We start from the raw sequence: 22184 nt of genomic DNA, 5'->3' as shown, positions 1-22184 counted from the left end.
CATAAATATATAATATTAAAATTTAATCTTCTGTATTCTTAATAGTTATTTTTTACAGGCTTGTTTATATTTGCCAGAAATATTGAAGAAAAATGAAAAATCTTTTAATTATTGTTTTCGTCCTTTTTGTTGGAATTTGTGGTTTCGCAAATGATTCAGATTGGGGGAAAACAGGACATCGTGCCACCGCAGAGATCGCTGAAACCCACTTGAGTAATAAAGCTAAAAATGCAATTGACGGCCTGCTAGGTGGCCATGGTTTGGCTTTCGTTGCGAATTATGCAGATGATATTAAAAGTGATCCTGAATACAGGGAATTTGGTCCATGGCATTATGTAAATATAGATCCTGAGAATAAGAAATATATTGAAGAAGAAGCTAATAAAAGTGGAGACCTGGTGCAGGCTATAAAAAAATGTGTGGAGGTTTTAAAAGATCAAAATTCTTCCAGGGATGAAAAACAGTTCTATTTAAAAATGCTTGTACATTTTGTTGGAGATTTACACCAGCCTTTCCATACCGGACATGCAGAGGATAAAGGTGGGAATGATATCCAGGTGAGATGGTTTAATGAAGGTTCTAATATCCATAGGGTTTGGGATAGCGATATGATTAATTTTTATCAGATGAGTTATACAGAATTGGCTTTGAACACAAAAGATCTTTCCAAAAATCAAATTAAAGCTATTGAAAAAGGAAAGTTGCTAGATTGGGTTTATGAGTCGAGAGCGATGGCTGAAGATCTTTACACCGGAGTAGATAACGGAGAAAAACTTGGTTACTCTTATATGTATAAAAATATGCCTACAGTTTTAGAGCAATTACAAAAAGGAGGAATTCGCCTTGCGAAAATTCTGAATGATATTTATTCTTAAATGATCTTCCGAAAAGTAAGATTTACTCTGGGAGCAATTATTTTCTTAGTTTTAGGGAGTTGATGTTTCCAGAATTCCTGAGTGGTACCTTTCATTACTAAAAGGCTGCCATGTAGTAAATTTATTTTATGCTTTGCATTTTGAAGCTTTTTATGTTTTAGGTGAAAAACTCTCTCGGCTCCAAGGCTTATGGAGGCTATAACGGGATTTGATCCAAGCTCTTTTTCATCATCGGCATGCCAGCCCATACTATCATCGCCATTTCGGTATAGGTTTGCAAGACATATATTAAATTTTATCCCGTTACTTTCTTCTTCACATTTATATTTTAAAGTTTTGATTATATCGGGAAAGGGCTCGGGTGACATTTCTAAACCCGAATATTTATAAGTATTTCCGCTTTCGCCAAATAAAATAGTTAGCCTTGGCTGTAAAACTTCTTTTCCAAACAGTTTTATTTTGTCCTGTCTCCATGAATCAGATTCTAATAGGAAACGAAGCAGTCGATCTGCCTCTTCCTTCGTTAAAAAGTCGGGATAATACTCTAATTCAGCGTCCTGAAGGTTTTTGATAGCTGTTTCCATTTCTTAAAATTGCAAATAGAACCAGGCCCACCATATTAATATAAATTGTAGGGGTAACCTTACAAGTAAAATCCATTTTGGAATTCCCGCTCCCGCTTTTTTTGAAGACAGCATATAGAAATGAACCAGTAAAAAAATAAGTAGCATTAGAATAAGACCATATATGACTACATTCTTTGTTTCTGGGAAGCATAGGCCAATCCCAAGAGATATTTCTGCTAATCCACTCAAATAAACCAAAAGCTTATGATTAGGTAGATATCTTGGCATTATTCGCATGTACATTTTAGGCTTAATGAAATGGAAAATACCAGCGATCGTATACATCGCAGCCATTAAGTAAAGATGCCAGGGATAATTCATGATTAAACAGTTTTTTCTCAAGATAGGTTAATTACGCAATTCAGAAAATTCGTCAGAAAAAAATTGCATTATAAAAATAAATGTTGTGTAAGTACTTTAAATAGAGTATTTTCAACCCCCGAAATCTAACTTAATAACCTACATTCTTACTTTTGACAAAAAGCTATACAGCCTTTTTTCTGTTATTTATTTTATGCTGGAGCGGTAGCTCTGCACAAACCCCGCATTCTTCAGACAAAGATTCTTTAAAGGATATTCTGAAAGAAATTTCAGTTCATATAGAAAAATACCGCTATGATCAGGCAATAGAGGATTCTCATGATCTTTTAAATTTAGCAAAAGAAAAAAATAATCTTTATTATGTATCGCATGCTTATAATAGTCTTGGGCATGCTTATTTAGACCAAAAGGATAGTGCGCGTGCCCGTAAAAATTATGCACTTGGTCTGGAATATGCTCAAAGAGTAGGTAACGATACTATTTTGATGCGTTCGTATAATAACCTGGGTAATATCTATTCTGAAATTCCAGAGACTACTGAAAAAGGAATAGACTATTATAATAAAGTAATTGACCTTGCTAAAAAATTGAATGATCCATCTGAATTGATTATTCCTAAGGCAAATATTGGATGGACATATTTAGATAATAATAAATATCAAGAAGCTTATCCTTATTTAAAGGAATCCCTGCAATTAATGGACTCTATAGCTACGTTAGGAGATAAGAATAGGAGTTATTTTTATTCTCAAATATATATGCTTCATGGGCGCTATTTTGGCCATGAGAAACAATTTGATACCGCTAGTTATTTCTTTGATAAATCTATAGAACTTGCAGTTGCAGATTCATTAGTTCTACCTGCTGCAGAGGCTTATAAGGCCTATGCTAAAATGCTCGAAGAAGAAGGGGATTTTGAAGCTGCCTATATGGCCCAATTAAAGTTCAATGAATATAATTCCATGGTGTTTGAAAGTGAAAAGCTTAGACAAATGGAAATTGCCAATGCTAGATTCAGTATATCAGAATATAAAAAGAACCTGGAAATTGCCGAAAGAGAACAGAATTATCAGGATGAAATAATCGAAAAGTCTCAAGAGAAAGTGATTATCATGGTGATTTCTTCAGTGATCCTCGTTTTTATACTCGTTTTTCTTTATAAGATTAATCATGACCGGAGGGGTCTAATTAGTGAATTGAAGAATAAAAATAAGCAGTATAAGGAAGCAAAGGTAGAAGCAGAGAATCTTTCTTTGTTGAAAACACGCTTTTTTAGTACGGTAAGTCATGAAATTAGAACTCCTTTATATGGAGTGATAGGTCTTACTTCTTTGCTGTTGGAAGAAAAAAGTCTTGGTAAACACAAATCAGATCTTAAATCTCTGAAGTTTTCAGCAGATTATCTATTAGCGCTTATAAACGATGTGCTTCAAATGAATAAGATGGAGTCTAACGAGGTCAATCTTGAGAGCGTTTCTTTTAATCCGCGAGACCTTCTCAATAGTATCTTAAATAGTTTTGAGTTTACACGTGTTCAGAATAAGAATGAGTTACATCTGGATTTTGATGAAAATATACCAAGTTTCTTACTAGGTGATTCTATAAGGTTATCTCAGGTATTGATGAATTTGGTAGGTAATGCCATGAAATTTACTGAAAGGGGTAATATCTATTTTCAGGTTAAACAAATTGATGGGGATAAAGATCATTCTAAGATCTATTTTGAGATCCGGGATGATGGACCGGGAATTCCTGAAAGTAAAAAGAAAGTGATCTTCGAAGAGTTTTCTCAATTAGATAATTCAAATTATAATTATCAGGGAACTGGTTTGGGGCTGCCTATCGTGAAACGTCTACTGAAACTATTCAATTCAAAAATAAAACTGGATAGTAAGGAAGGTGAAGGCTCTACTTTTAGCTTTTCTATTCTGTTTGATGTGGATACAGCGAAGGCAGAAACTATTAAAATCGAGGAAGATTCGTATCTGCATGAATATTCGGGTAAGAAATGTATTCTTATCGTAGACGATAACCGGATCAATCAGGTTGTGACGCGGAGAATTTTAGAAAAGAAAGATTTTATTTGTGAGGTGGCCGGGGATGGAATGCAAGCTATTGAACTGGTGAAGAATGGCAATTTTGATCTCGTATTAATGGATGTGAATATGCCTGGCATTTCAGGACTTGAAGCTTCCAAAAAGATAAGGGAATTTAACAAGATAATTCCGGTTCTTGCATTAACAGCCGTTGAGGTAGAAGAGATAAGAGAAGAAATTCATGATGCCGGAATGAGTGGGATCATTATAAAACCTTACGATGTTCAGCAATTCTACCAAATCGTTTATAAGCATTTAAGTATTCAAAGGATTGTAGAAGAAGTCTAGGCCTATCTTTCTAACAATTCTGAATTTTCAGAAGCTTTAAATAATTCTTTCTCTGGTGAAAAGAATTTCACATTAGAAATGGTCGCTTCACCTAGCTTTTCGCCAAAACCATCTGTTGAACTCCAGTTATGAAAACTCCACTGGGTAGCAATCTCAGCATCTTTAAAAGTTTGATAGTCTGAATATACAATCGCATGAGGATTCTCTTCAGCTTTTTCCTGCTCACTTCCAAAGGTTACAATATAAGCGGCAGCTTTAAGTCTATTGGTTTCAGGATCCTTGTAAACTACATACCAGTCATCCGGGGAATCTCCAACGTTAGATTCAAAACTAAGTTTAGCGGTTTGATATTCCATACTATCCAGCATTTTAGGCTGCTGTTTTTCCCAAACAGTTCCTGGATCTGTTAATTTAAATGGAATAGCAAAAAAGTATTGCCAGGTAAAAATATCAAATCTGGCACCTTCTTTTTTCGCGGTCTCAGGAGATATATAAACCTGGTCTCCATCAAATATCACAGTAGTTCCGTCTGCTTTGTCAAGACGTACCTTCGAAGAATTAGTGGTCATGCTCACGGTTCCTTCCAGCCTTGGACTTCCTCCAAACTTTAATTTAATGTCATAAGAAACTGCCTCATTCATCATAAAGGCTGTTTTATTATGAGCTTCTTCAATATTTTCTGAAAAAGAAAGAACTTTTGGAGGTTGGGCTCCATTTCCAATACCATTATTAGGCTCTACCGGAATTTTTTCTTCGGTTTTATTTTGTTTACAGCTTATCAGGCTGAATAGGGCAAATATGAATAGAAGATTTCTCATGACTCTCAATTTTGCTTCAAAAGTACAAAAGAAAACTGACCCCAATAAAAAACCGCCTTCCAAAAGGAAAGCGGCTTTTTGTAATTATGAAATTGTATATCCGTTTTTCGTCCTATAGTTATTTCGTCACCCTGAATTTATTTCAGGGTCTCAAGTTCCTGTTGTAATTACTGACGTCCAGAGATTCTGAAACAAGCCCAGAATGACGTCATTTATCAATTTAGGACACTTTACGGATATACAATTATGAAAAAACTAAAATTTATTATTTTACCATATCAAAACTTCTTTTGATAAAGCTTGTAAGTTCTTCACCTTTCAATAGGTTTTGAGAGAGCCTGGCAAGGTCTAAGGATTGTTTGATTAAACGTTGCTGTTTCTTCTCAGTTTTCGTGTTTAGAATTGTATTAATAAGGTCGTGGTTCGTGTTCACTACCAGGTTATACATTTCAGGCATGTTGCCCATTCCGAACATTCCGCCGCCACCGCCGGTTTGCTGCATTTCTTTCATTCTACGCATAAACTCAGGCTGCGTGATAATTAATGGAGCAGCAGTGCTGTCCATCGCTTCCAGCTGAATGGTATATTTTTCAGCAGGAATTACTTTTTCAAAATCTGCTTTGAGCGTTTCTTTTTCTTCATCTGAAAGCTTAGAGATCTTCTCTTCATCTTTCTTAATAAGATTGTCAACATGATCTGAATCTACACGTACAAAAGAAATCTTTTCTTTCGAAGTTTCCAGTTTTTGAAGAAGATGCGAGATGATTGGAGAATCCAGTAAAAGAACTTTATATCCTTTATCTTTTGCAGCTTCAATATAGCTGTGCTGCTCATTTTCATTTGAAGCATAAAGCACTACCATATTCCCATCTTTATCGGTCTGGTTTTCTTTAATGGCTTCTTCTAATTCAGGGAACGTATAATACTCACCTTCGGTAGTAGGATACAGCGCAAATTTTTCAGCTTTCTCAAAGAATTTATCTTCTGAAAGCATTCCATATTCAATAACGATCTTAATATCGTTCCATTTCTTCTCAAAATCTTCACGGTTGTTATTGAAAAGACTTTTTAGTTTATCAGCAACTTTTCTGGTGATATAACTGGAGATCTTTTTTACTGCGCCATCTGCCTGAAGATAAGATCTTGAAACATTTAAAGGTATATCTGGAGAATCTATCACCCCACGAAGCATGGTCAAAAATTCAGGTACAATTCCTTCCACATTATCTGTTACGTATACCTGATTTTGATAAAGCTGAATTTTATCTTTCTGGATATTCATATCCTGAGCCATTCTTGGGAAATAAAGTATTCCTGTAAGGTTGAAAGGATAATCTACATTTAAATGAATGTGAAATAATGGTTCTTCAAATTGCATTGGATACAATTCTTTGTAAAACTCATTATAATCTTTTTCCTCAAGATCTGTGGGTTGTTTTGTCCAGGCCGGTTCAGGATTATTGATAAAATTATCAACTGTTTCTGTCTCCGGCTTTGCGTCTTCTTTAGCATCTTCAGGAAGCGGAAGTGTTTCTTCCTTAGTTCCGAATTTAATTGGAATTGGCATAAACTTGTTGTACTTCACCAATAATTCCTGAATTCTGTTCTCTTCCAGAAACTCTTTATCCTCTTCATTTATATGAAGAATGATTTCTGAACCATGTTCTTTTTTGTCAGCTTCTCCTAATGTGAATTCAGTAGTTCCTTCGCAAACCCAGTGAGCTGCCGGTTCATCCTTATGAGATTTTGTAATGATCTCTACTTTATTGGCTACCATAAAGGCAGAATAGAAACCAAGCCCAAAATGACCAATAATGCCACTGTCTTTTGCAGAATCTTTATATTTTTCAAGGAATTCTTCAGCGCCAGAGAAAGCCACTTCGTTGATATATTTCTCAACCTCCTCTTTTGTCATACCAATACCCTGATCTATCACATGAAGGGTATTATTTTCCTTATTTATTTTTACCTCAATAAAAGGATTCCCGTAGTCTACGTTGGCTTCTCCTAATTGACTTAGATGTTTGAGTTTTAATGTAGCATCGGTTGCATTTGATATAAGCTCCCTCAAAAAGATTTCATGATCACTGTACAAAAACTTCTTGATGAGCGGAAAAATGTTTTCAACAGATACATTTATTTTTCCGGTTGCCATATTTTCTAATTTAAATTTTGATTCCCTTTTCTGTTTTCAAAAAAAATACCATTAGTGATTCGCTGACAAACTGGCGCAAATGTAATTAATCGTCTTGTCACACGTCTAAAATTCAAATATTGAAAGGAATAGAATTTTTAACAAACTTTTGTTTAATGTTTTTTAATTTAAACTAAACAAAGTTGTATTTTTGGAATAGAAGCAAAAAATTATGGCAAAGAAGACAGGAAATACAAAAGTGAATAAGAAACCTGATGCAGAGAAACTTATAGCACTATATATGGACTATGTACTGGAGCATGAAAAAACTCCTAGAAGTGTCTATAAATTTGCGAAAGATAACGATATGACCGAGGGAGACTTCTACAAGCATTTTGGAAGTTTTGAAGGTTTGAGAAAAGCTATATGGGATAAACTTTTCCAGAATAGTCTTCAGGTGATGGAAAAATCTAAGGAGTATGCCTCCTTTCCAAATCGTGAAAAACTACTCACATTCTATTATACATTTTTTGAGGTTTTAACCGCTAACAGGAGCTACGTGCTTTATACTTTAAATGAGAATGAGGCGCCTCTAAAAAATATGGAGCAGCTTAAAACACTTAGAAAAAGGATAAAGAGTTATGCTAAAACACTCATTCAGGATGGTAATAGCGAAAAATCTATGAAGTTGTTTCAACAAAATGAAATGATCTTTTCTGAAGGAGTCTGGGTACAGTTTCTTTTTCTCCTGAAATTCTGGATGGACGACAATTCTGCAGCTTTTGAGAGTACAGATGTAGCAATAGAGAAATCGGTGCATACCGTTTTTGATCTATTTGATAATACACCACTAGAAAGGATCGTTGATCTGGGAAAATTTCTATGGAAAGAAAGAAAAGCATAAGTCAGAAGGAAATAGATGAAAACTATAGATAAAATACCCACGGGAAAAATAGGAAGAACAGGAAAACTGGTGCAGACCGGAGTAAAAATTGGTGGCAATTACCTCAAATATTATGGGAAAAAAGCATTCAATTCAGAACTTACCAGAGACGAATTAGATGAAGACAATGCTTCTGATATTTATGACGGATTAAAAAGTCTAAAAGGCAGTGCACTTAAAGTCGCACAAATGCTTTCCATGGAAAAGAACTTACTGCCCGGGGCTTATGTAGAAAAATTTAGTCTGGCCCAGTTTAGTGTTCCACCACTTTCAGCACCGTTAGTTAGAAAGACATTTAAGAAATATCACGGGGAATACCCTGAAGATTTATATGATACGTTTGCAGCCCAATCGGTAAATGCAGCCAGCATCGGACAAGTGCATAAGGCTACAAAAGAAGGGAGAAAACTTGCTGTGAAAATCCAATATCCGGGGGTTGCAGACAGTATCAGTTCAGATTTGGCCATGGTAAAACCAATTGCATTGAAGATGTTCAATATGCAAGCCAAGGATTCTGAAAAATATTTTAAAGAAGTAGAGGGGAAGCTTCTCGAGGAGACAGATTACATCCTGGAAGTAAAGCAGAGCAAATTGATATCTAATGCTTGTGAACATATTCCTAATCTAAAGTTCCCGAAGTATTATGAAGATTTATCCAGTGAGCGAATAATCACAATGGACTGGATGGATGGTATTCATTTAAGCGAATTCGCAAAGCAGAATGATAATCAGGAACTGGCAAATGAAATTGGGCAGGCACTATGGGATTTTTATATGTTCCAGATACATGGTTTAAAACAGGTGCATGCAGATCCTCATCCCGGTAATTTTATGGTAGATGAAAATAATAACCTTATTGCCATTGATTTTGGATGTATAAAACAGATTCCTGATGATTTTTATAGTCCTTATTTTTCCTTGACAGATAGAAAAAATTTAAATAATCAGGAATTCTTTTATGACAGGTTGCTAGAACTTGAAATTCTGAATCAAAAAGATTCAAATAAAGAGAAAGAATTCTTTTCAGAAATGTTTCACGAGATGTTCACGATGTTTTCTACCCCATATCAGTCAGAGACATTTGATTTTACAGATGAAAATTTCTGGAAGCATCTTACAGAGCTAAGTGAAAAGTATTCAAAAGACCCTGAATTACGAAAAATGAATGGAAACAGGGGAAGCAGGCACTTTCTCTATATGAGTAGAACCTTTTTTGGCCTTTATAATCTATTACACGATCTTAAAGCAACAGTTGATATTAATAAGTTTAGAGTTTATCTCTAATGGTTGGTTTATTGGTTAGGTTGTTAGGAAGCGTAGTCGATCCCAATCGGTTGCGCTTCCTTATTTAAAAGAAAAAGAGGCCATCTAAAAATTGCTTTTTCGTCAAGCTGAACTCGTTTCAGTTTCCAATTTAAACTGGTAATCTATAGATCCTGAAATAAATTCAGGATGACGATATTTAATTTTTAGACAGCCTCTTTTATTAATCAGAGTTGATTTTATTAATTCTTCAAACTTTCTTCAGGCATTTCCTCTTGATCTTCATCTTCTAAATTTCTGTTCTTTACATATTTCTCCAGCCATTGATTTTGTTCCCATAACACATGTAATACAGATTCCTTTGCGCTATATCCATGACTTTCTTTGGGAAGCATCACCAGCCTTGCTGTTGCACCTAATCCTTTTAAAGCATTAAAATAACGCTCACTTTGCATAGGATAAGTTCCGGAATTATTATCTGCTTCTCCATGAATAAGTAGTAGCGGTGTTTTCATCTTGTCGGTATGCATAAACGGGGACATGGTATTATAGACCTCCGGAGCTTCCCAATAACTTCTTTCCTCACTTTGGAACCCGAAAGGCGTAAGCGTTCTGTTGTAAGCGCCACTCCTCGCAATTCCTGCAGCAAAAAGATCTGAATGTGACAATAAATTAGCGGTCATAAATGCACCATAACTATGGCCTCCAACAGCAACCCTGTCTCTGTCTACATATCCCATTTCGTCCACTGCATCTATAGCCGCCTTTCCATTAGCTACCAATTGCTTTCTAAAAGTATCATTAGGCTCCTCATCTCCTTCACCTACAATTGGGAAAGAAGCATCATCTAAGACAACATATCCCAGGTTGACCCAGTAAATAGGAGAACCGTAATAAGGATACGTGAAATCATTTGCATTAGATGTATTCTGAGAAGCGGAATTTTTATCTTTAAATTCACGTGGATAAGCCCACATCAACATTGGTAACTTTTCGGGGTTCTCTTTGTCGTAACCGGCGGGAAGATATAAAGTAGCATTCAGTTCCAGACCGTCATCACGTTTGTATGTGATCACTTCTTTGCTGACATCTTCCAGACTTTTGAAAGGGTTTTCAAACGAGGTGATCTGAGTTAATTTATCATCTGAGTTTATATCTCGTATGTAATAATTAGGATATTCTGTAGAGGCTTCAATTCTAACTAAAATTTTTCCATCTTCTATATCCAGTGCTTCTACAAGACTTTCTTTTTTATCTTCGAATTTAGATTGATATAATCTTTTAGTTTTCCCATTTTCAAGATCAATTTTATCTACAAATGGATATTGTCCCTCTTCTGTAAAACCGGAACCTAATAAAAACGCGTTCTCATCATCAAGTTTTAGAATATTTCTTCCGAATTTATTTTTGGTCGTGACAAAACTTCCCGGATCGTTATAAACATCCTGGTAATTTCTGTCAAAAATGATTTCTGGATCTTCTGAAGAGTCTGAAGGATTAAAAACATATGTTTTCGTGTTTCTAGTATTCCACCAGTAGTCAGTAGCCAGTGCTATTTCATCATCTCCCCATAAAATCCTGCTTCCGCGATTTTTAACCTTCAAAATAGATTTTCCATTGCCTTTGAAGGGTGCTTCTATTTGAAAAAATTCATCTCTGTATTCAGCTTCCACTTCAGGATCTCCACCATCCAGGGCAGTTACATACACTAAAGTGGCTGGTTTGTCATCCCGCCATTGAAAATCTCTTTTTCCCTCACGTTCTGCCATAAAACCTTTAGGAAGATCTTCAATAAGTGGGACATCATTGATCATATTGACCAAATTTCCTGAAGCATCATATATAGTTGTTTCAGAAGGAAACCTATAATACGGAACCAGATATGAAAATGGTTTTTTAATATTGGTTATCATCACATATTTTCCATCTGGCGAAAAGGAAATATCACTGTACATCTTAGGAGCCATCCATTTAGAAGTAGTTCCGTCTAAATTAACTTTAATCAATGCAGATCTCGCAAGTTGTTCAAAATTGTATTCATCATTGGGATTTTTGAGCAGATCCTGATAAGTTCTGTTCTGAGCTTCTTTTCCATCACTCACCGAAATGGTAGGGCCTGTGGGTACAGAAGTTTCAGCGTCAATTAACTTTTCTCTGTCGGTGGGAAGCATGGTAACTAATAAAGCAGAATTATCTCTAAACCAGTTAATAGTACTTCTCATATTAGCATTCAGGGTTCCTTCGGTTAGTTTCTTTGCCGAGGCATTTTCGATGTTTAATACCCAAAGTTCTACTCCTTTATCGGTAGTATGGGTAAAAGCGATCATGGATTCATCTGGAGACCAGCTAAAGTTTGTAAGTCTCGGTGCCTCAGGAAGACCTGTAACCTCTATAGGCTGATTTCCATCTACAGGCTTAACCTTTAAGTCGTTGTAGTATCTTGCCCGGCTGTTAATATTGGTAACGGGATTAATTCTTAAACCCCCCAGTCGCATTTCTTCTTCACTGAGTTCTGCTATACTTTTAAACTGATCTCGATATAGAAAGATCATCATTTCGGCATCACTGTCTATAAGAGTTGCAGGAGCAAGTGGCACATCAATTAGTTCCAGGATCTCTTTGGGTGGTTTCTGATAATCAAGGTTTTCCTGGGCGAACATTCCCGAAACAAACAGGAACATAGCTGAAAGACAAATAAAAAATCGTTTCATAAATAGAATTTTAGATGAAAGTTTAAGGACGGCAGATACATCTGGAATGTTAATGTTTATTATATTGCGCGTCTATTTTTTTACATTTTGCTTAAATTTAATAAGAATAATTTTTAATATCATAATAAATCGTCCATGTATCAAACCAAAATTGCAGGATTAGGAAAATATGTACCAGAGAATGTTGTCACTAATGATGATCTGTCTAAAAAAATGGACACCAATGATGAGTGGATAACAGAACGTACTGGAATAAAAGAACGCCGGCATATTAAGAAAGGAGATGGCAATACTACAGCAAGTATGGGCGTGAAAGCTGCTAAAATTGCTTTGGAACGTTCAAAAATTTCAAAAGACGATATAGATTTAATCGTTTTTGCCACTTTAAGTCCCGATTATTATTTCCCTGGATGTGGAGTTCAGGTTCAGGAAATGCTAGAAATAGATACCTGCCCCGCATTAGATGTACGTAATCAGTGTAGCGGATTTATCTACGCAATTTCAGTGGCCGATCAGTTCATTAAAACCGGGATGTATAAAAATGTTTTGGTTATAGGAAGTGAAAACCATAGCGGGGGACTCGATTTTACCGATAGAGGACGTTCAGTTTCGGTAATCTTTGGGGATGGGGCAGGAGCTGCCGTTTTAACAAGAAGCGATCATAATGGTCAGGGAATTCTTTCCACGCATTTACATTCTGAAGGAAAACATGCATTGGAATTATCTTTAAAGGGACCAAGCACCAATCACTGGGTGCCGGAGATTATAGCTGAAAACCCTCAGGGTGATGATATTCCATATTATCCTTATATGAATGGACAGTTTGTATTTAAAAATGCTATTCAACGATTTTCTGAAGTTATAAATGAAGGATTAAAAGCGAACGGCTTGGAAGTTTCAGATATTGATATGCTTGTTCCACATCAGGCGAATCTTAGAATTTCCCAATTTGTTCAGCAGAAATTCAAACTTTCAGACGATCAAGTTTATAACAATATTCAGAAATACGGAAATACAACAGCGGCATCCATCCCTATTGCATTAACCGAAGCCTGGGAAGAAGGGAAAGTGAAAGATGAAGATGTTGTTGTACTTGCAGCTTTTGGTAGCGGTTTTACCTGGGGTAGTGCAATAATAAAATGGTAAAAATATAGAGGCTTTTTAAAGTAACTGTTTTAAACAGCCTTCTTTCTATACTCCTTTAAAATATTTGTATAGATCGTATATCCCAAAAATTATAAAGCCAACAGCTAAAATAATTCCGAAGGTATCAGATTCCTGCAATTGTGTTTTTTGATAAAGTCTAAAACTTCCGTATCCCAAAAAAACTATTCCCAATACTAAGTTCCAAATATTCTTTTTAGGTTGTTGGTTCTCTGTATCTATTTCCTGATTATGCATTGTCAAAATCTTTAGGGAAAGTAGTTTTCGCAATTTTCACAGCTTCTTCGTAATCCTTTTTAAAAACGAATAATAAAACCTGTCCCGGCGTGGAGCCAAAACCTGCCCTTATACTGGATTCAAAATCGTTTCTAACCCGGGAATGTATCCCTGATTTTTCAAATAACTCCTGAAGATATTGAACGTTTGTATTTGGACCGGTGTAAACTCTTCTATATTTTTCTTCTTCACTCATTGTATACTAGTTTAGCTATCTAAATTACAAATAAGCTACAGGCTATGGTAATTTTTTAGTCTGAAATTAACTTAAGCGTTATAAAATTTGCTGTTCCAAATCTCTGTACTGAAATTTTTACCCATTTTAAAACCATAAAAGATAGATAAGCCTGCAAACCACTTAAATACAAAAAAGAAGATCATAAAGAATTGAGTAGTAGTTTGCTGTGGAGTAAAAAGACCCTCTGGAATAAGTAAGGCAGTTAAAAAACTTGTGGCTAGAAGAAAGACGGCGAAATTCTCCAGTGTTTTAAATGGCCACATTAGGAGTTTGCGAAATGGATGAAGATCATTCCCCCATTTGTGAATTAGATAATAATAGTCATTCCCGATAGGAGCAAATAGCAACGGATCATCCGCGTTTTCTAATTTAAATAGGCTGGATGGCGCAATAATTTTAAATCCTTTAAGGGAAATTTTATGGGTCTGCTCTAACTTTTTGATTTCCATCAAAGCTTCGTATGGTATTTTGGATTTAAAAAAACGGGTGTCTAAAAATCTCAGTCTATAATTAATGCAGATGGTATAGATATCATTCACATGAAATATGCGATCGGATTCTAGAAGGTCAATATCAAAATCGTTCTCGTTTACGTTACTTTCCTGCTGTAATTCTTTCAATACGATATCATCTTTAGCTTGCGCCTCAGCTAAAATGGCAGTTACCTGTTTCAGGATTTGATCTTCCTTGAAGTTTTTGTTTCTAACTTTAAGGAGTTGTTTTCTAATATCGGTGCGGGGAAATATCAACTTCATTTTCTTCTCTTTAGCTCCACTAAATTAGACAATTAAGATTTGAATTACAATTACTTTTTTTACATAAAAGCTCTTTTTTTAGTTGTTAATCTTAAGCCAATTAGCAAGCTATTAAAAACCGTCTAAGAACCTTGCTCGTAACTTTCACTATAAATAACTAAATCTACATTATGAAAAATCTAAGAATTTTTACTGTTTTAAGTATGTTCCTTTTTGCAGGAACGTTTGCCTTTGGTCAGGGAGATATGGCTAAAACAAAAATGGTGGGTGGCGCAGAGATGTATCCTTCCAAGAATATTGTTGAGAACGCTATAAACTCAAAAGATCATACAACATTGGTTGCCGCTGTAAAAGCAGCCGATCTTGTAGAGATTCTGCAAAGTGAAGGACCTTTTACAGTTTTCGCACCAACAAATGCTGCTTTTGAAGCACTTCCTGCTGGAACAGTTGAAACATTGTTGAAAGAAGAGAATCAAAAGAAACTTCAGTCTGTTTTAACGTACCACGTACTTGCCGGTGATTTCAAGGCTAAAGATGTGATGATGGCTATAAAAAAAGGAAATGGTAAGGCAACTTTTACAACGGTTAATGGGGCTAAGATTTCTGCTATGTTAGATGGAGATAAAGTCAAACTAAAGGATGCGGCTGGAAATGTTGCAACGGTAACTATAGCTGATGTTAATCAATCTAATGGTGTGATTCATGTTATTGATACCGTATTACTCCCATCTAAATAGGAATCAATTGATTTATTTGCGAAAGCGGCTTAATGCCGCTTTTTCCGTTAAATAAAAGTCAAACTAACTAAAAGTCTTTTTTGTTGAATACCTAAAGGCTATTTTGAATAAAATAAAAAATTTTAATGCTATGAAATTTTTAAAAATAAATTTATTAATTCTGGTAACGGTACTAATTGCTTCTTGTGGATCTAGTAGTCCCACCGCTAAGAATGATGTCAAAAAATTAAAATCCTATGACTCTTATGCTTACCTGCCAAATAAGGACACGATAATTAGCAGGGATTTTAATAATGATGCAATTAATCAAAATATAATTGAAACCATCAATGCAAATATGCGTGAGAATGGATTTCGTCTGGATAAATTGCAGCCTGATGTCCTAATACACGTTCACCCAATGTTTGACGAGAAGGTAGCTGTAAATGCTAATCCAGTTTATACCAATTATCCTTATTATCGTCCTGGTTTTTACATAGGGCCATATTATCAGGATGTTATGTATGATAATTATTTTACGATCCAAAGAATCAACGGACCTCGTGTTAGCCAGATCCCTTATAAAGAAAGATCTATAGTAATCGATTTTATAGATAGAAGAACCAATGAAATTTTATGGAGAGGATCTACTGACGAAACTATCGAAAAGAAAAGAATAGATCGCGAGGTCAGGGAATATGTAGACGATATATTTAAAGAACTTTATTAAGTTCAATTAATTATACCCTAAACAAAAACCCGATGCTTTTGCATCGGGTTTTTATGTTTACCTATATTTCCAATTTCAATAGAATATATTATCTCAACTCAGCTTTAAGTTCTTTTTCAAATCGATACTGAAGCTTGCTCATCATTTTATCAACCTGTTTGTCTGTAAGTGTTTTGTGTTCATCCTGAAATACAAAACTTACTGCATAACTCTTTTTGCCTTCCGGAAGATTTTTCCCCTCGTAAACATCGAAAAGATTAACTTTTGTCAACATTTTCTTTTCAGTTTGCCTGGCGATTTGTTCAATCTCATCATAACTAACAGATTGGTCTAAAAGCAGCGCAAAATCTCTCCTTACACTAGGATATTTTGGAATAGAAGAGAAGCTTTTTTTCTGTTGTCTAACGGCATCAATTACCTCGTCCCAGTTAAAATCAGCAAAAACTACTTCTTGCTCAATATCGAAATTTTTCAGAATTGATCTTTTAACTACTCCAAATTGAACCAGTTTGGCTTTTTTACCACTTATTTGAAGGCCTTCAGAAAAAATATCACTTTTTGCAGCTTTACTCTTCAAATCACTAAGGCCTAATTTTTCAAAAATAGAAGTAATCGCTCCTTTTAAATAAAAGAAATTTCCGTTACCAGTAACGCTATTCCAGCTTTCGGAAGTTCTTTCGCCAGAAATGAATAGGGTAAGGTGTTTGTTTTCTTCCCTTCCACCCACAAAAGAATGATAGGTTTTTCCAAATTCGAAGATCTTTAGATTATTTCTTTTTCTATTAATATTATAGCTTATCGCTTCAAGTCCCGAGAATAACATGCTTTGTCTTAGAACTGAAAGATCCTGGCTTAAGGGATTAAGCATTTCAACCTGATATTCATCTTTTAATTCCTCACTTAACCTATTATATTTTGCGGTGGTAAGCGAATTTGCCATAGTTTCATAGAAACCCTGACCAATTAACTGATTAGCGATAAGGTTTTGTATCTTATAATCCTCAAATTTTGAAGAGTTTGCTACAGAAAGGCTAAGTTTATCTCCAAATTTAATATTGTTATATCCATAGACTCTAAGGATCTCTTCAATGACATCAGATTCACGCTGAACGTCTACGCGGTATGAAGGAATGGTGAGTCCCATCCCGGTTTCGGTGACATTATTTACTCGGATCTCCAGAGAAGCAAGAATAGATTTAATAGTTTCTTCTTCCAGGTTTTCACCGATAAGTTTATTAACCTTCTCGAAAGTTAAGAACACCTGGAAATCTTCTATTTTCTTAAAAAACAGATCGTCAATATCACTGGTGATTTCGCCGCCTGCAATTTCTGTTATCAATAGTGCTGCTCGTTTTAGTGCAAATTCTACTGAATTTATATCTATTCCTCTTTCAAACCTGAAAGAAGCATCGGTATTTATCGCATGTCTTTTAGCAGTCTTACGAACGCTAACAGGATTAAAATAGGCACTCTCTAAAAATATCTGAGTAGTGTTTTCAGTCACACCACTTCCTATTCCTCCAAAAACACCAGCAATACAAAGAGGTTTTTCTGCATCACAGATCATAAGGTCCTCTTCGTGCAATTCTCTTTCCACCTCATCAAGAGTGGTAAATTTAGTTCCACCTTTTAGAGTTTTTACATTGATCTCGTTTCCGGCTATTTTACCTGCATCAAAAGCGTGCAGTGGCTGTCCCAGTTCATGCATTACAAAATTAGTAGCATCCACCACGTTATTCTTTGGAGTGAGACCAATTGCCTTGAGCCTGTTTTGAAGCCATTTTGGAGATTCCCCTACTTTAACCTCAGATAAGGTAACGCCGCAATATCTGGGCGCTAAATTTGAATCATCTACTTTTATCTGAATTTTCAGACTACGGCTATCCACATGAAAGCTACTCACCGAAGGAGTGATTAATTCCAAATGTTTACCCATTTGCTGATAACCTGCTTTAAGATCTCTGGCAACGCCCCAGTGGCTCATGGCATCTGCCCGGTTTGGAGTTAAGCCAATTTCAAAAACCTCATCATTCTCTACTTCAAAAATATCTGCTACCTGGGTTCCCGGAACCAGTTCATTATCCATCACCATAATACCTTCATGGCTTTGGCCTAAGCCCAGTTCTTTTTCTGAACATATCATTCCATAGCTAGCTTCTCCACGAATCTTCCCTTTTTTTATCTCCCAGGATTCTCCTTTTTCATCATAAAGTACAGTGCCTATAGTAGCTACAGGAACTTTTTGTCCAGCTCCAATATTTGGTGCTCCACAAACTATTTGAACCTCTTCGCCATTGCCAATATTCAGCTTTGTAAGCTTTAATCTGTCAGCATTAGGGTGTGCTTCACAACTAAGCACGTGGCCAACTACAATCCCTTCAAGGCCTCCCTTAACACTTTGAAAACTTGAGATTCCCTCAACTTCAAGCCCAAGGTCGGTTAACAATTCTCCGGTTTTCTCTGATTCTTCAGGTAGTTTAATGAACTGTTTTAGCCAGTTATATGAAATCTTCATGGATAATCTTTTTCAGGCAGCAAAGATAGTATTACGAATGGTTTTGTCATAATCTGAAAAATAATTTTGTTCTAAACTATTTTCATAAAAAAGGGACTGTCTAAAAGCCCCTTTTTCGTCAAACTGAACTTGTTTCAGGCTTCTAACATGTAGTGAATAGCAATTTGTTAAAATTCTGAAACAAGATTAGGATGAAGTTCTTTCGCCTTTTAGACAGTCTCTTCTTCTTTTCTATACTGAAAATTTAAATTTTATTCTTTCTTTTTTAAATTCATAGTTCTTACTTTTTCCCATCCCGAATCGCTGGAGTTATAAGTTATCCATTCAACCTGATCTGCTTTTTTCATAATATCATGCTTCACTTCAACCATTTCATCTTCATTGTTGGTATATCTCTCGATCATTTCATAATGATCAGGCTCGATTTCTTTTAAAGACATTGTTGAATTATTTATGCCGTTTGGCTGATTTCTATTCATAAAGGCCACATCGAAATTATCATCAACAGGATTATAGACCATCACTCGTTTACAACATGGTTTGTCGTTTCCATCATCATGATCCACAATCATTATAGAACCTCCGGTATCAAACGAAATGTTATTTGAGCTTTTTGAATTATTAACTTCCTCTCCGTTTTGAAAGATTTTAGTTTCATTATCCCAGTTTCCTACTAAAAAGTTGAGCTGTTTGTCCTTGTTTTGCAGAATAGCTTTTTTAGCTTTTCCTGCTTCTATGATTAGGTCATTCTCCTCGTGGTTCGTTTTTTCAGCGATTGCCAGTGATTTTTCAATATATTTCACAGCTTCGTCCTTTTTGTCCATCTCTAAAAGTACATCAGAATAAGAATCGTATGGGTTTGCTTCTTCCGGATATTCTTCTATTTGAGCCAGAAATAATGTTTCTGCTCCTTTAAGATCGTTGTCCTCCTGCATTAAGCGGTAGGCAAGTACATTTAGAGGCTCTGCCAGTCCTTCATAATTCTTATTAACGTTATTCTTTTCATAGCTCTTTAGAGCTTCTTTTACTCCTTTTTCTTTATAAACTTCATAAAGGCTGGAAGCCATATCGTCTTTAGGTACGGTTTGAGCAAACAGTGATGTAGTGAAACATATCAACAGTAAGCCAATGCCTAATTTAATTTTACTAGTTGTACTCATGATTTCTATTTTTATGTGATTTTAAAAAATTGATTCCAGAATTTTATGGGGATAAAATTTCGCAGGTATAAAAAGGCGGAGCTAAAATTTTAAGGATTGTAGGAGACCCTTATTTTCTTCAGTGATAATTCAAAGATCTTTTAAAAAGCATCTTTTGAGATTGAAAATCAGTAGCTAAACTGATTGTTATTTCGGTTAATAAAAGAAAATCCAAATGCTTTTTAAGTAGCAGTAAGTATTGGTAAGAATTTTTTCGGATACTTTAAATATACGGAAAATAGTAATTGTTTGATAATGAATGTTTAAAAAATATAGGTCCTTTGCCTGGCAAGATTTTTTATTGAACTTGCTTAAACTATTTCAATTGTCTAAAAATTAGTTTTCGAAAAAGTTCGAACGAGTTTATTGAGACTTATTTAGCTGATATAATTCCATATAGTTTTATTTTTTACCAATCTGGCGAAAGCGTTCTTTACCATAACATGCTTTTCCTGTGAAAGGTTGGGATCGGCTTTAAGCAGTCGGGAAGCATAATTTCTGGCTAATTGTAAGATAGAATTGTCTTTTACAATATCAGCAATTTTTAGATTAAGTACTCCACTTTGCTGGGTGCCCATAAGATCCCCCGGGCCTCGGAGTTTAAGGTCAACTTCGGCTATTTCAAAACCATCATTGGTAGAGGTCATGGTTTCCAGCCTGGTTTTACTATCGTTAGATAGCTTATGTCCCGTCATCAAAATACAAAAACTTTGTTCTGCACCGCGCCCAACTCTTCCTCGTAACTGGTGGAGTTGAGAAAGACCAAATCTTTCGGCACTTTCAATAATCATAACGCTGGCATTGGGAATATTTACCCCAACTTCAATAACTGTAGTGGCTACCATGATTTGGGTCTCTGCTCTCACAAAGCGATCCATTTCATAATCTTTATCTGCCGGTTTCATTTGGCCGTGAACTATAGAGATCTGAAATTCTGGAAATTCGCGGGCAATACTTTCATAGCCATCCATAAGATCTTTATAATCCATTTTTTCAGATTCCTGAATAAGAGGATATACTACATACACCTGTCTTCCTTTTTGAACCTCTTCTTTAATAAACCTGAAAACTTTAAGCCGGTTGCTGTCAAATCTATGTACCGTTTTTACGGGTTTTCTGCCCGGAGGCAATTCATCTATTACAGAAATATCCAGATCGCCGTATAAACTCATCGCCAATGTTCTTGGAATTGGGGTTGCTGTCATTACCAGAACATGAGGCGGAATATGATTTTTCTTCCATAATTTTGCTCGTTGGGCAACACCAAACCTGTGTTGTTCATCAATTACCGCAAGCCCCAGATTCTTAAATTTCACTTTGTCTTCCAGAAGTGCGTGCGTACCTATTAAAATATCTATTTCGCCGTTTTCCAGTTTTTCGTGGATCTCTCTTCTTTTAGCGGTTTTAGTTGAACCCGTTAAAAGGAAGATCTCAATATTAAGATCTTTGCAGAGTTCTGCAAGACCATGATAATGCTGAATAGAAAGTATCTCGGTTGGCGCCATTAAACATGCCTGAAACCCATTATCTAAAGCAATAAGCATAGACATTAATGCTACGATCGTTTTTCCTGAACCAACATCTCCCTGTAACAGTCGGTTCATTTGGGCACCGCTACCCATATCTGCACGTATTTCCTTAATTACTCGTTTTTGAGCACCGGTGAGATCGAATGGTAAATGTTCCTGGTAAAAATTATTAAAATACTCACCTATCTGGTCAAAGTTGAAACCTTTGATCTTCTGCTTATGCAGCATATTCTTCCGAAGTAGCTGAAGCTGAATAAAGAATAATTCCTCAAATTTTAATCTGAATTGAGCTTTAGCAAGTAATTCCTGATTTTTTGGAAAGTGGATATTGAAAAGCGCCTCAGCCTTAGAGATCAGTTTTAGCTCATCAATGAGATCTGCATTTAAACTTTCGGAAAATTTCAAACCTGTTTGCTGTAATACCTCCTGCATCAATTTCATGATTACCCGGTTGGTAATCCCTTTCTTTCCAAGCATTTCAGTAGAAGGATATATCGGCTGCATGGCAGGTCTCAGGTTTTTTTTGTAATCTGCGACCAGTTCCATTTCTGGATGAGGCATACTAAAAGCACCATTGTACGAGTTGGTTTTTCCGAAGATCACATAAGGAGTGTTCAGTTTTAGGTTTTCACGAATCCATTTATGACCCCGAAACCAGATAAGCTCCATCTTACCGGTATCATCTATAAAATCTGCAACCAGGCGTTTTCCCCTTTTTTGTTCCACCATTTTAAGGTGGGTTATTTTTCCAACGATCTGGACCTCAGAAGAATTTCTCTGAAGCTGATTGATCTTATAAAAACCTGTTTTATCTATATATCGATTCGGAAAAAAATTGATTAGATCCCTGTAATATTGAATATTAAGTTCCTTTTTAAGCACTTCAGACCTATTTGGTCCAACGCCTTTTAAATACTCAATAGGGGTTTGCAACAGATTTTGGATCATAAAAACGAAGATATTAAAACAGTTTGATTTTTGAACCGC

At 35.6% G+C, this 22184-nt stretch carries 18 protein-coding genes; 7 read left to right on the top strand and 11 right to left on the bottom strand.

The genetic code is table 11. The features are described 5' to 3' along the window. Nucleotides 1–92 precede the first annotated feature (92 nt). On the top strand, nucleotides 93–875 hold the full coding sequence (locus tag GFO_RS11070; protein ID WP_011710216.1) for a S1/P1 nuclease: 783 nt from the start codon (nucleotides 93–95) through the stop codon (nucleotides 873–875). On the opposite strand, the gene GFO_RS11065 is transcribed toward GFO_RS11070, so the two are convergent. Both GFO_RS11065 and GFO_RS11060 read right to left on the bottom strand, forming a co-directional pair. Then, nucleotides 872–1459, bottom strand: a complete 588-nt coding sequence (locus GFO_RS11065) for an alpha-ketoglutarate-dependent dioxygenase AlkB family protein (protein WP_011710215.1) — start codon at nucleotides 1457–1459, stop codon at nucleotides 872–874. The two genes, GFO_RS11070 and GFO_RS11065, sit on opposite strands and share 4 nt — an antisense overlap. Nucleotides 1460–1462: 3 nt before the next feature. Beyond that, nucleotides 1463–1822 (bottom strand): DoxX family protein, encoded by a 360-nt coding sequence (locus GFO_RS11060; protein WP_011710214.1) that lies wholly within the window; start codon nucleotides 1820–1822, stop codon nucleotides 1463–1465. A 152-nt stretch (nucleotides 1823–1974) separates the two neighbouring features. On the opposite strand from GFO_RS11060, the gene GFO_RS11055 reads away from it, so the two are divergent. Beyond that, the gene (locus tag GFO_RS11055) at nucleotides 1975–4206 is read left to right on the top strand and encodes a tetratricopeptide repeat-containing hybrid sensor histidine kinase/response regulator (protein WP_011710213.1); all 2232 of its coding nucleotides are present in this window, start codon (nucleotides 1975–1977) and stop codon (nucleotides 4204–4206) included. A gap of 2 nt (nucleotides 4207–4208) precedes the next feature. Here GFO_RS11055 and GFO_RS11050 read toward each other — a convergent pair whose 3' ends face one another. Next, nucleotides 4209–5024 (bottom strand): DUF6503 family protein, encoded by an 816-nt coding sequence (locus GFO_RS11050; RefSeq protein ID WP_011710212.1) that lies wholly within the window; start codon nucleotides 5022–5024, stop codon nucleotides 4209–4211. Nucleotides 5025–5289: 265 nt separating this feature from the next. Then, nucleotides 5290–7179: a molecular chaperone HtpG gene (htpG, locus tag GFO_RS11045; protein WP_011710211.1), complete on the bottom strand. Its 1890-nt coding sequence runs from the start codon at nucleotides 7177–7179 to the stop codon at nucleotides 5290–5292. Nucleotides 7180–7390: 211 nt separating this feature from the next. On the opposite strand from htpG, the gene GFO_RS11040 reads away from it, so the two are divergent. Beyond that, nucleotides 7391–8062: a TetR/AcrR family transcriptional regulator gene (locus GFO_RS11040; protein WP_011710210.1), complete on the top strand. Its 672-nt coding sequence runs from the start codon at nucleotides 7391–7393 to the stop codon at nucleotides 8060–8062. Nucleotides 8063–8077: 15 nt separating this feature from the next. Next, nucleotides 8078–9385 (top strand): ABC1 kinase family protein, encoded by a 1308-nt coding sequence (locus GFO_RS11035; RefSeq protein WP_011710209.1) that lies wholly within the window; start codon nucleotides 8078–8080, stop codon nucleotides 9383–9385. A 221-nt stretch (nucleotides 9386–9606) separates the two neighbouring features. On the opposite strand, the gene GFO_RS11030 is transcribed toward GFO_RS11035, so the two are convergent. Beyond that, a complete protein-coding gene (locus GFO_RS11030; protein WP_011710208.1) occupies nucleotides 9607–12075 on the bottom strand; it encodes a S9 family peptidase in 2469 nt (822 codons plus the stop codon). A 135-nt stretch (nucleotides 12076–12210) separates the two neighbouring features. Here GFO_RS11030 and GFO_RS11025 point away from each other — a divergent pair, with 135 nt between their 5' ends. Further along, a complete protein-coding gene (locus GFO_RS11025) occupies nucleotides 12211–13221 on the top strand; it encodes a 3-oxoacyl-ACP synthase III family protein (protein WP_011710207.1) in 1011 nt (336 codons plus the stop codon). A 45-nt stretch (nucleotides 13222–13266) separates the two neighbouring features. Here GFO_RS11025 and GFO_RS11020 read toward each other — a convergent pair whose 3' ends face one another. From GFO_RS11020 to GFO_RS11010, 3 genes are all read right to left on the bottom strand, one after another. Further along, nucleotides 13267–13476 carry a hypothetical protein gene (locus GFO_RS11020; protein ID WP_041250105.1) on the bottom strand — a complete coding sequence of 70 codons (210 nt, stop codon included), beginning with the start codon at nucleotides 13474–13476 and terminating at the stop codon, nucleotides 13267–13269. Then, the gene (locus tag GFO_RS11015; protein ID WP_011710205.1) at nucleotides 13469–13711 is read right to left on the bottom strand and encodes a putative signal transducing protein; all 243 of its coding nucleotides are present in this window, start codon (nucleotides 13709–13711) and stop codon (nucleotides 13469–13471) included. Before GFO_RS11015 ends, GFO_RS11020 begins: the two co-directional genes overlap by 8 nt. 71 nt (nucleotides 13712–13782) lie before the next feature. Then, nucleotides 13783–14508, bottom strand: coding sequence for a hypothetical protein (locus GFO_RS11010; protein WP_011710204.1), 726 nt, complete (start codon nucleotides 14506–14508; stop codon nucleotides 13783–13785). Between the two features lie 170 nt (nucleotides 14509–14678). Between GFO_RS11010 and GFO_RS11005 the strand changes: the two genes are divergently transcribed. Both GFO_RS11005 and GFO_RS11000 read left to right on the top strand, forming a co-directional pair. Further along, nucleotides 14679–15245 carry a fasciclin domain-containing protein gene (locus GFO_RS11005; RefSeq protein ID WP_011710203.1) on the top strand — a complete coding sequence of 189 codons (567 nt, stop codon included), beginning with the start codon at nucleotides 14679–14681 and terminating at the stop codon, nucleotides 15243–15245. 130 nt (nucleotides 15246–15375) lie between these two features. Then, complete coding sequence (locus GFO_RS11000; protein WP_011710202.1) at nucleotides 15376–15954, top strand: DUF4136 domain-containing protein; 579 nt, start codon at nucleotides 15376–15378, stop codon at nucleotides 15952–15954. Between the two features lie 88 nt (nucleotides 15955–16042). Here the strand turns inward: GFO_RS11000 and pheT are convergent, their stop codons facing one another. From pheT to recG, 3 genes are all read right to left on the bottom strand, one after another. Continuing rightward, nucleotides 16043–18469, bottom strand: coding sequence for a phenylalanine--tRNA ligase subunit beta (gene pheT / locus GFO_RS10995; RefSeq protein ID WP_011710201.1), 2427 nt, complete (start codon nucleotides 18467–18469; stop codon nucleotides 16043–16045). A 251-nt stretch (nucleotides 18470–18720) separates the two neighbouring features. Then, a complete protein-coding gene (locus GFO_RS10990) occupies nucleotides 18721–19629 on the bottom strand; it encodes a tetratricopeptide repeat protein (RefSeq protein ID WP_011710200.1) in 909 nt (302 codons plus the stop codon). A 416-nt stretch (nucleotides 19630–20045) separates the two neighbouring features. Beyond that, on the bottom strand, nucleotides 20046–22145 hold the full coding sequence (gene recG, locus GFO_RS10985) for an ATP-dependent DNA helicase RecG (RefSeq protein ID WP_011710199.1): 2100 nt from the start codon (nucleotides 22143–22145) through the stop codon (nucleotides 20046–20048). Between the last annotated feature and the right edge of the window lie 39 nt (nucleotides 22146–22184).

The organism is Christiangramia forsetii KT0803, assembly GCF_000060345.1.
GTDB classification, from domain to species: Bacteria; Bacteroidota; Bacteroidia; order Flavobacteriales; family Flavobacteriaceae; genus Christiangramia; species Christiangramia forsetii.
This window is presented reverse-complemented; position numbering and strand designations above follow the sequence as displayed.